We start from the raw sequence: 9,173 nt of genomic DNA, 5'->3' as shown, positions 1-9,173 counted from the left end.
ATCTTTACATTTAGATACTTCTTTTAATTTAGAAAGAAAACTGTTTTTATTTTCATCTAAAGTTTTATGAATAGCATCATATTCTTTTTTTAGGTTTGAACTTGCAAGAAAAGTTGAGACTTTTTCTTCAGAGTTTAAGTCACCTTCTGCATCTGCAACAAAAATACAATCTGGGGATATAGTCGAATTATCAACAGTAATTTTACATATTGTTTTTCTGTTTTTATGAATTCTATCACAGGGAGTTCTTTTATTAGCTATATCCCTAAACGTATTGGCTAATGAACTTTTCATAGTGCCATTTGGAGCATATATTACAATAGTTTTCTTATTACCAAAGCTTATTGTTTCTTTAAATTCTTTAATACCGTAACAATTTTCTAGATTAAAATCCACTTTCTTCATTGTAGTCTCCTTATAATACTACTTTATTAATTTAAACTTTTTATATATTCTGCAATATATTGATTTCTTAAAAATTGATAATACTTTAAATTGTATGATTTCTCCGCTAATTTTTCAATTTTCTGTTTTTTAGATTTTGAACTAGACAATAATCGTATTATCTCATGAAAAACTTGTTTTTCTTGTTCATCATAAGCCATTTGTAAATCTACAGGTGCAACGGAATATGCTTCTACATAAGAATTTTTTGAAATTTCATTTATTTTTTTTGAAAAATCAGAATCTGGATGTAAATATGCTTGATAAACTGAAGATGCAAGCATATCTGCGACTTGTAATTGAATAATAGTTTTTGAATCATCCAAAATTGGTTCTTGTGATAGATTAAATGTTAATTGAGTTCCAGAACCAAGTACTGTATCGTATACAATTCTTGTATTTCCTACAAATGCTTTCCAGAAACTTTTGTCATTAGCAATAGGTTTTGAATTATCACAATGTATTTCCATGGCTTCAGAATTTCCATTTGAAAAAATACCAAGAAGGTTATATAAGGATGTAAGAGTCAAGTCTAAAATAAATTTTTCTCTTTTGTCTGTAAAATCAATATCAGAAGCTATTTCCGTCTTATGCTTTTCGCAAAATAAACTAAAATAATAAAGTGGAGACGTTTCTACAATTCCACAAGATTGTATATATTTGTCTAATGATTCATTGCCCTTGTTTTTTATGAATTGATAAAATCCATTAAACAGTTGTTCAGCAGAATGGTCACTATTCATAAAAAGATTGTACATAGAGGTCGCGATAAACTTATGAAAATTTATTTGATAAAATAATGTATTTACATTTGAATAAACAGGTTCATACACATATTCAAACATTTTACAAGCTAATGCGAATTTTTTATCGTGAAGAACAAATTTACATTCATTTCCAAACGTATTCCACAAATCAATTAGAAATTTTTGACCTTTAACACTTTTAGAAAGATTTGCCCCTTTTATTTCTAAATCCGTTTTATAGCTATGCAGATTTTTCAAGTTTAGAAATTTTTCTTTTAATTTTCCGTCAACATCTTCAATTCCCAAATAACAATATAGTGGTTGAGAATTATCGAGTAAATTATTTCCCGAATAACCAGCTTCATCAAAATATATTTTTCTCATATTATAACCTCACCCACTTCAATTTCATCACTCATCAACTTTGGTAGCAAAGAATCTCGAAGGCCAGATAACTTTCGATTTTCTTCTTGATTTGAAATAATTGTTTCAAACATCGGTTGTATGGTTTTATTGAAATTATCAATTTCATTGTCGCTTGGTATCCAGCATGGAATTGATAAAATATCTCCTGTACTGATATTTGGTTGAGCACTTCCCTGCCCACGGTTGATAAATTCTGTTATGACTTCTTCTTGTTTTAAAGTGCAATATATAAAAGGAACTTTTTCTATAGGATTATCACCTAAGAAGAATTTTCCAACTCGTTGATTTACAAGTATTGGTTCTTGAGTCTTTGGTATCATAGAAAATTTACCTATTGTGGCACCAGTCATTGCAATAACCAAATCTCCACCGTGTACTAAAAAATCTTTAGCTATATCAGTTTTATCATTTGTAACATGTGCACAAGTCTCGAGACTCAAACAGCCCTGTTCGATATCTCCAATTCGAATTACTTTTATTCCTTTGTCTTGCCACCATGCACTTTTAAATGCAAAACCAGATTTTACCGTGCAATAATCACCAATAACTCCATCTTTATCATATTTATCCACGAACCAGTTTTTGAAGAGGGCCTGGGCTTGTTCTTCCAAATTGGCGTTTATCTTGTTGTTCAGTTCTATTTTGTCGTCGAGGGAGGAAAGTATCCGGGCGATTTTTTGCTGGTTGGCGAGAGGGGGAAGGACAATACGTAATTTTTGAAAAGTTGTTGTAGGACGAGCAAGAGCGGGTACTCCGACTTGAGAAGCATTGGATAATAATTGATGTTGACCTATTCTTGTATGGAAATAATAAACAAGATATTCAGGTAAAACTTTTTGATTACATTTTACTCGAAATTGGCTTTGTGAAATGACGTAATGTTCATATTTAGAATCTTGTGGAATATATACAATCTGACCTAATGTTCCTCGATGGGTAATAACAATATCATTACGATAAGCATTTGATTTTCCTAAAGATGCTGCTTTTTCTTCTGTGACATAGTTAAATTTATCTTCATTTAATTTGAGGCCAACTAGATTACTACCGTTTAATACAGGCACTCCAGAATCAGTAAAGCATTCAACTTTTATATTTGAACCAAAAGGTCCCATAGAAATTTCATCTATTAGTTCTGAAAGTTCGTATTCTTTCCACTCTTCCATTTTCATTCCTTTATTCTAAACAAACGGATTTGTTCAGGTCTAACGACCTTCAACTTAAAAAGTGAGTAGCGTTAGCTACGAACAAATCCGCTTGTTTATTTTTCTTCCTCATTCTCCAAAAGCACAGACGCCTTTGTGTCTGCCGTCAAGCCTATTCCGTCTCTGGCATTTAAAGGCGTAATAACTTTTTTCCCGGTTTTCTGCTCAAGTTCCATTCGGGCATTTTTGGCGATTTGTGGCGCCATCCACGGCATTCTGGATATGGTCACCAAAATTCTGTGGATTGGTGCTTTCCGATATTTCTTTTGTGGAAAGTTCTGCGAGCATGTTTAAAACAAGTTCCTTGTTTGTCATATTGTCGCGCAGGTTTTCCTTTTTGAGCCCTTTGTATTCCTTATACTCTTTTGCTGTTTTGCCAGCCCAGGTTTTATAAATAATATCTGTGAGAGTAGCAAACTGTACGCCTTCTTTTAAGCCGTGTTTTTTCCATTCGTCAGTAAGATCTTTGCGGATTTCGATTGATTTGAGCCGCTGGTTAATCCAGTTTTCTGAATACCCCAATGCGCGGTATTCCAGCAAAGCACGCTGAATTCCCTGTTCCGGATCTTGAATCTCATCAAGCCGTTCTTTTGCAACCTGAGCCATCCAGACTTTAAAAGGCTCGGCTTTTGGTGAAGGAATCGATTGAATAAGACGGAAGATACCTTGAGCATCAAGACAATCTGTTTTATATGATTTTCCATCCACTGCTGGTAACTTCAGTCCGTGACAATTTGTCACGACCTCACTTCCTTCTGCTTTTAACCGTTGTTTTAATTTTCGCCAATATGCTCCGGGATCTTTGCCTGCAGATTCTGAAAGTACATTGCAAACATCCACCACCGAAAAATACCATTCTTCGGCTTCCTCATCCCAAATTGTACGGACTTTTTTATCATCAAAAAGCTTTATCTGTGTATTTTCTGCCATGCTCTTTCCTATGTATTTCAGCTAATTCGTGTTGTCTCATAATACAATCTTTTATGCATTAACAATCGGATTTGTTCAGGTCTAACGACCTTCACTATAAAAAGTGAGAAGCGTTAGCTACGAACAAATCCGCTTGTTCCTATTTTTCATTCTTCAATAAAGTAAGTCTTTCCCACTTCAAAGAACTTTCGCCAAAATTAACAAGCAATCCCACTGGTAATTTAGTTCCATGCAGATAATTTATTACTTGTGCTTTATTGGCGTTAACAAGTTTAGAAATTGCCTTTAATTCAACAATGATTTTGTCATAGCAGATAAAATCAGCATAATACTCTTTATCAAGTTTCTTCCCTCTATAAAAAATATTTATTTTAGCTTCTCTTTCATAAGGAATATGCATTTCTTCAAATTCTATTGCCAAAGCTTCCTGGTAAACTGCTTCCAAAAAGCCATTACCAAGTTCATTAAAAACATTCATGCAAGCTTTAAGAATTTTTCCTGTTTCTTCTTCATATAAAAGCATACTTTCTCCGTGAGTAGCGTTAGCTACGAACCAATCCGCTTGTTAATTAATCTTCCACCCAATCCCTTCCAGATTTTTCTTTATCTCTTCTTCGAGCTCATGGCTCTTTGCGAACATTCCGCTTAGTTCTGTTGTCAGGCGTTTCATCTTATCATCAAAAGGCTCATCATCCACAGGCCCTTCCTCAATTCCAACGTAGCGGCCGGGAGTGAGGATGTAATCCTGCTCGGCAACCTGTTTTGTGGTGGCAACTGCGCAGAATCCTTTTACATCTTCAAGAGTTCCATTTTGGAAAGAGGTAAATGTGTCTGCAAGTTTTGCGATATCTTCTTCAGAAAAGTCGCGGTGCTTGCGGTCTACCATGTGTCCAAGGTTACGGGCGTCTATGAATAAGGTTTTGCCAGGTTGTTTTTTGTCGCGGCTGATGAACCAGAGGGTTACCGGAATTGTTACGCTGTAGAAGAGCTGGGTTGGCATGGCAACGATTCCTTCTACAAGGTCAGCTTCGATTATCTTTTTGCGGATTTCGCCTTCGCCTCCGGTCTGGGTAGAAAGAGCTCCGTTTGCAAGAACCAGACCGATTTTTCCGCCGGGTGCAAGGTGGTAAATCATGTGCTGAATCCAGGCGTAGTTTGCGTTGCCTGCCGGTGGGAGTCCGTAGGTCCAGCGGGGGTCGTTCTGTAATTTATCCTGTCCCCAGTTGCTCAGGTTGAATGGTGGATTTGCCATGATAAAGTCAAACTTCTGGGTGGCGTGCAGGTCGTGGAAGAAGGTGTCTTCGTGGTGCTCGCCAAAGTTTGCATCGATTCCACGGATTGCCATGTTCATTTTTGCCATTTTCCAGGTGTCGGCGTTGGCTTCCTGTCCAAAGACAGAGATATTGCTTCTGTTTCCGGCGTGTTCCTGAATGAATTTTACGGATTGTACAAACATTCCGCCTGAACCGCAGCATGGGTCGTAAACTCTTTTTCCTTCTGTTGGTTTTAAGATGCTTACGATTGTTTTTACTACGCTTGCCGGTGTGTAGAACTCGCCGCCTTTTACTCCTTCGTAGGATGCAAACTGGGCGATGCAGTATTCGTAGGTGCGGCCAAGTAAGTCTTTGCTTGCTTCGGTGTCGCTCATGTCCATGTTGGTGAATACGTCTACTACGTTACCAAGAACGCGTTTGTCCAGCTCGGGGCTTGCGTAATTTTTTGGAAGGACACCCTTGAGGCTTTTGTTGTCGGTTTCTATGCTTGCCATGGCCTTGTCTAAGATTGTTCCGATTTCCGGTGTGTGGGCTGATTTTGCAATTTGAGACCAGCGGGCTTCTGGAGGAACGAAGAAGATGTTTTCTGCTTCGTAGGCATCCGGATCGTCTTCAAAGCCGTCTCCTTCTGCTACAAGTTCTGCGTATTTTTTTTCAAAGGCTGTGGAAATATATTTTAAAAAGATAAGTCCTGTAAAGATTTTTCTGTAATCTGCGGCGGGAATGTGACCCCAAAGCTCGCAGGCTGCATCCCAGATCTGCTGTTCAAAACCGATAGTGGCTGTGTTGGATTTAGATTTTGGGGATTTTGATTTTGCCATAGAGTAATCCTTATTTTTAATAATGACTTAGTATAACAGATATACTGCTTTTTTTCCAAAAAAAAACGGCCCCCAAAAAAAGGAGCCGTTCCAGGATTCAGGTTAAACCTGAGCACTAAAACTTTTTCTTAAACTTGTAAGTGTAAGTAAGCGGAATAGAAAGAGAAGACAGTCCGTCGTATCTTGCACCGTTCCATTCAAGACGAATACCTGTAGAAATCTTTCCGGCTTCAGAAGGCAGGGTAACGGTCAGCTTTGGATAAAGACTGGTCCAGGTAGAATCAGAGTCACCAAACATAGTACGCAGCTTAAAGCTCAACTGGGCTTCAAGATTTTCTGTAATTGTTTTTGTCAGCCTTAACTGATGATAAAAAGGAATTGCACCTTCTGTAAATTTATCAGTACGCTTAGCCTTTCCGTTCTTGTACTTTACAATAGTAGAACCTCTTTTAATTGTAGTTGTCTTTGTAGAGATTAAGTTTCCGTTGCTGTCGTAATATTTGATTGTGCCGATATATTCATCATTAAGACCGGTGATCACATCTGCAAAAATAGAGAAGCCTGCATTTTCAAAAGTATAGCCGCCGCTTAAACCAAGTGCATACTTAGTAGACTGCTTTTTGAATTTATAAATATCGTTGTCATTATCATCGTTTCCAACAACACAGGTTTCCGGAAGATAATCAGAAGGGGTAAAGTTGTAATAGAAGCCTGCATTAAGAATCAGGTTCTGGACAGAATTAAGTCCTGCAAAAAATCCCATCTTGTAATCGTCTTCTGTAACATTCTGAACTGTAAAGCCCATGTCAAAGCCGTTTGTAAGTCCAAAGTCTGCACCAAAGTCAAAGGCCTTTTCAAATTCATCCTGTCCGGGATACATGGAAGAAGTGGCTGCAACTTTAAGGTAATACTGGTTGTAGGCACCCATATTCCAGTCGCTGATAATTCCTGCGGCAAAACCTGTAGAGAGTAAGGCTGCAGAGTCAGAGCCAAAGTATTCTTCGTGGTCCAGGGAATCAGTAAGAAGCCTTCCGTATTTTGTAGTGTCGTCTGCTGCTGCCAGATATGCTGATGGAATTGCAAAGCGTTTGTAAAAATTATTTCCGGCTGCTATAGAAAAGTGCTGGGCGGGTTTAAAATAAATAAATCCTGAAGGAACAAAAAGAAAGTCCGTGTCTGCGTTTTCATTATTTGTCCATAAGAATTCCAGACGGGCGTTTACTTCAAGCTTGTCTGATTCATATTCAATTTTGAATTCATCTCCAAAGGCAAGGCTGTCAGTGTTTGTTTCTCCATCTGCTGATGTACTTCCGCTGTAGGTTTTTTCATTGGAACGGGTATAAAAATCATAGTCACCTAAAGAATCCAGGTCACTGCCTATGCTGTTTTTAATTGTAAGCTTGTCGGCAAAAAGAGAGGCTGCTGCAGTAAAGAGAAGGGCTGTACATAAAATCTTCTTCATAAAAAAATCCTCCATAATTAAACATAAGTCATTATGAAGGATTTTTCAAAGTAATAGCTTTATAATTTTAAAGAAAAAAATTATTCAGTTTTGCAGGAATTTCTGATGATAAGTTTTGGTTCAATAAAGATTTCTTCCGGAACTTCTCTTTTATCAATAAGCTTGATTGCAGTAGAAATAATTTTTTCTCCAAATTCCCAGTAGTTGTATCCTACGCTGGTAAGCTGAGGGGTAACAAGGGAAGCGATGTAAGTATCATCAAAACTTACTACACTGATGTCTTCAGGAACCCTAAGATTGTGTTCATGAATTGATTTAAGAATACCAACGGCTGTAAAGTCATTTACTGCGATTACTACATCAGGTACTTTACCGTTAGAAAGAATCTTGTCCATTGCTTCACGGCCGCCGATTTCGTCATAGCGTTCATTTTCTACGTCAAATTCCGGTATGTATTTAAGGCCCTTTTTTTCAAGCATATTTTTATAGCAGTCTCTAAGGGTAACGTTAGAAATATAACGGCGACTTCCACCTGCAAAGGCAACGCTTTTAATTCCATCAAGGGAAAGTATGTAATCCATAATCAGCTGCATTGCCCTGTTTTCGTCAATGTTAACTCTTTTGCAGTTAGTTCCGTTAAGGTTTCCGGTAATTATTACAGGTGTTTCTTCAAGTAAGGCATTTATTTTTTCCGCATATTCCTTGTCGGTTTCAACTTCGTCCGGTGCTCCGCCAATAAGAATCATAGCATCAACTTTCTGCTGACTGAGGCGGTCCAAAAGTGAAAATTCATTAAGGCGGTCACTAAAAGAGTTACATAATAGAAGATTATAGCCTCTTTCTGTAGCTGCCTGTTCACAACTTACAATAAGGGTTGAATAGTATGGGTTTCTGATGTCTGCGGTAAGGATTCCAATAAGGTTTGATTTGCTGTTAATGAGACCACGGGCCATTGCGTTAGGCTGAAAGTTATACTTGTCAATTACAGCCTGAACAATTCTGCGCTTTTCTTCGTTTACTTTTACTTTACCTGTTAAAACTCGTGATACTGTAGATACTGAAACGCCGGCTTCCTTTGCAATATCAACGATTGTGATACTTTTTTTCATTGTATACCTTGATTTGATATGATAATATGAATTTCGCTATGAAACCCTTTTCATAAATTTTGAAATCCTTTTCACAAATTATACGGCATTTATCATTTGTGCGCAAGAAATATAAATTCAACTTAAAGGGTAAGGCAGGAAAATTTATATGAAATACAGTAATCCGATTACATTGAATCAGGCAGATCCATGGGTTTACCATCATAGTGATGGTTTCTTCTATTATACAGCAACTTTTCATGCCTTTGATCGTCTTATAATCAGAAAGGCAGCTTCTCTTGAAGGTCTTGAATCTGCACAGGAGTATACTATTGGAATTGCAGATCAGGGCTGGATGAAAAATCTTTATCCTCATGTGTGGGCTCCTGAGATTCATTTTATAGAAGGTTCCTGGTATTTATTTTTTACTGCAGCTGTAGAAAAGGGAAATGTGTGGTCTGTTCGTTCCCATGTTGCAAAGTGTTCCGGTTCAGATCCTTTAAGTGATCAGTGGACTCTTCTGGGTAAGATTCAGGCAAATGTACCTGGCGGCAGTGAAGATATTATGACCTGCTTTAATCTGGACGGTACTGCTTTTGAAGTTAATGGTCAGTGGTATTATACCTGGGCTCAGTATGTTTACAAGGATGGTCCTTTTGATGAAGTTAAGGGGGATGAAGATTTTACCCTTCACGGAAAGTCTTATGTAAATGGTGCTAAGAATAACGGCTGGTCCTGCATATTTATCGGAAAAACAAGTCCTGCTGATTTTACAAA

9 protein-coding genes are annotated in these 9,173 nt (G+C 37.4%); 1 reads left to right on the top strand and 8 read right to left on the bottom strand.

Annotation, left to right across the window (positions count from 1 at the left end; translation table 11 throughout):
* The 8 genes from K6D58_RS06780 to K6D58_RS06745 form a co-directional block, all read right to left on the bottom strand.
* The coding region (locus tag K6D58_RS06780) for a hypothetical protein (RefSeq protein ID WP_296828896.1) at positions 1-405 on the bottom strand (405 nt) is incomplete at its 3' end.
* A 26-nt stretch (positions 406-431) separates the two neighbouring features.
* Positions 432-1,574, bottom strand: a complete 1,143-nt coding sequence (locus K6D58_RS06775; RefSeq protein ID WP_296828894.1) for a DUF3800 domain-containing protein — start codon at positions 1,572-1,574, stop codon at positions 432-434.
* Positions 1,571-2,788 (bottom strand): restriction endonuclease subunit S, encoded by a 1,218-nt coding sequence (locus tag K6D58_RS06770; RefSeq protein WP_296828893.1) that lies wholly within the window; start codon positions 2,786-2,788, stop codon positions 1,571-1,573. The genes K6D58_RS06775 and K6D58_RS06770 overlap by 4 nt, the downstream gene beginning before the upstream one ends.
* A 198-nt stretch (positions 2,789-2,986) precedes the next feature.
* Positions 2,987-3,751 (bottom strand): BRO-N domain-containing protein, encoded by a 765-nt coding sequence (locus K6D58_RS06765; RefSeq protein ID WP_296828892.1) that lies wholly within the window; start codon positions 3,749-3,751, stop codon positions 2,987-2,989.
* 139 nt (positions 3,752-3,890) lie between these two features.
* Positions 3,891-4,274 (bottom strand): GxxExxY protein, encoded by a 384-nt coding sequence (locus tag K6D58_RS06760; protein WP_296828890.1) that lies wholly within the window; start codon positions 4,272-4,274, stop codon positions 3,891-3,893.
* A gap of 42 nt (positions 4,275-4,316) precedes the next feature.
* Positions 4,317-5,846, bottom strand: coding sequence for a type I restriction-modification system subunit M (locus K6D58_RS06755; RefSeq protein ID WP_296828888.1), 1,530 nt, complete (start codon positions 5,844-5,846; stop codon positions 4,317-4,319).
* Positions 5,847-5,961: 115 nt separating this feature from the next.
* Positions 5,962-7,308 carry a hypothetical protein gene (locus K6D58_RS06750; protein ID WP_296828886.1) on the bottom strand — a complete coding sequence of 449 codons (1,347 nt, stop codon included), beginning with the start codon at positions 7,306-7,308 and terminating at the stop codon, positions 5,962-5,964.
* Positions 7,309-7,388: 80 nt separating this feature from the next.
* The gene (locus K6D58_RS06745) at positions 7,389-8,417 is read right to left on the bottom strand and encodes a LacI family DNA-binding transcriptional regulator (RefSeq protein ID WP_296828884.1); all 1,029 of its coding nucleotides are present in this window, start codon (positions 8,415-8,417) and stop codon (positions 7,389-7,391) included.
* 148 nt (positions 8,418-8,565) lie between these two features.
* Here K6D58_RS06745 and K6D58_RS06740 point away from each other — a divergent pair.
* On the top strand, positions 8,566-9,173 hold a 608-nt coding region (locus tag K6D58_RS06740; RefSeq protein ID WP_296828883.1), incomplete at its 3' end, for a family 43 glycosylhydrolase.

The organism is Treponema sp. (assembly GCF_024696245.1).
GTDB lineage: Bacteria > Spirochaetota > Spirochaetia > Treponematales > Treponemataceae > Treponema_D.
Note: the sequence above shows the minus strand (reverse complement) of the source record. Positions and strands in the feature narration are given on the sequence as shown.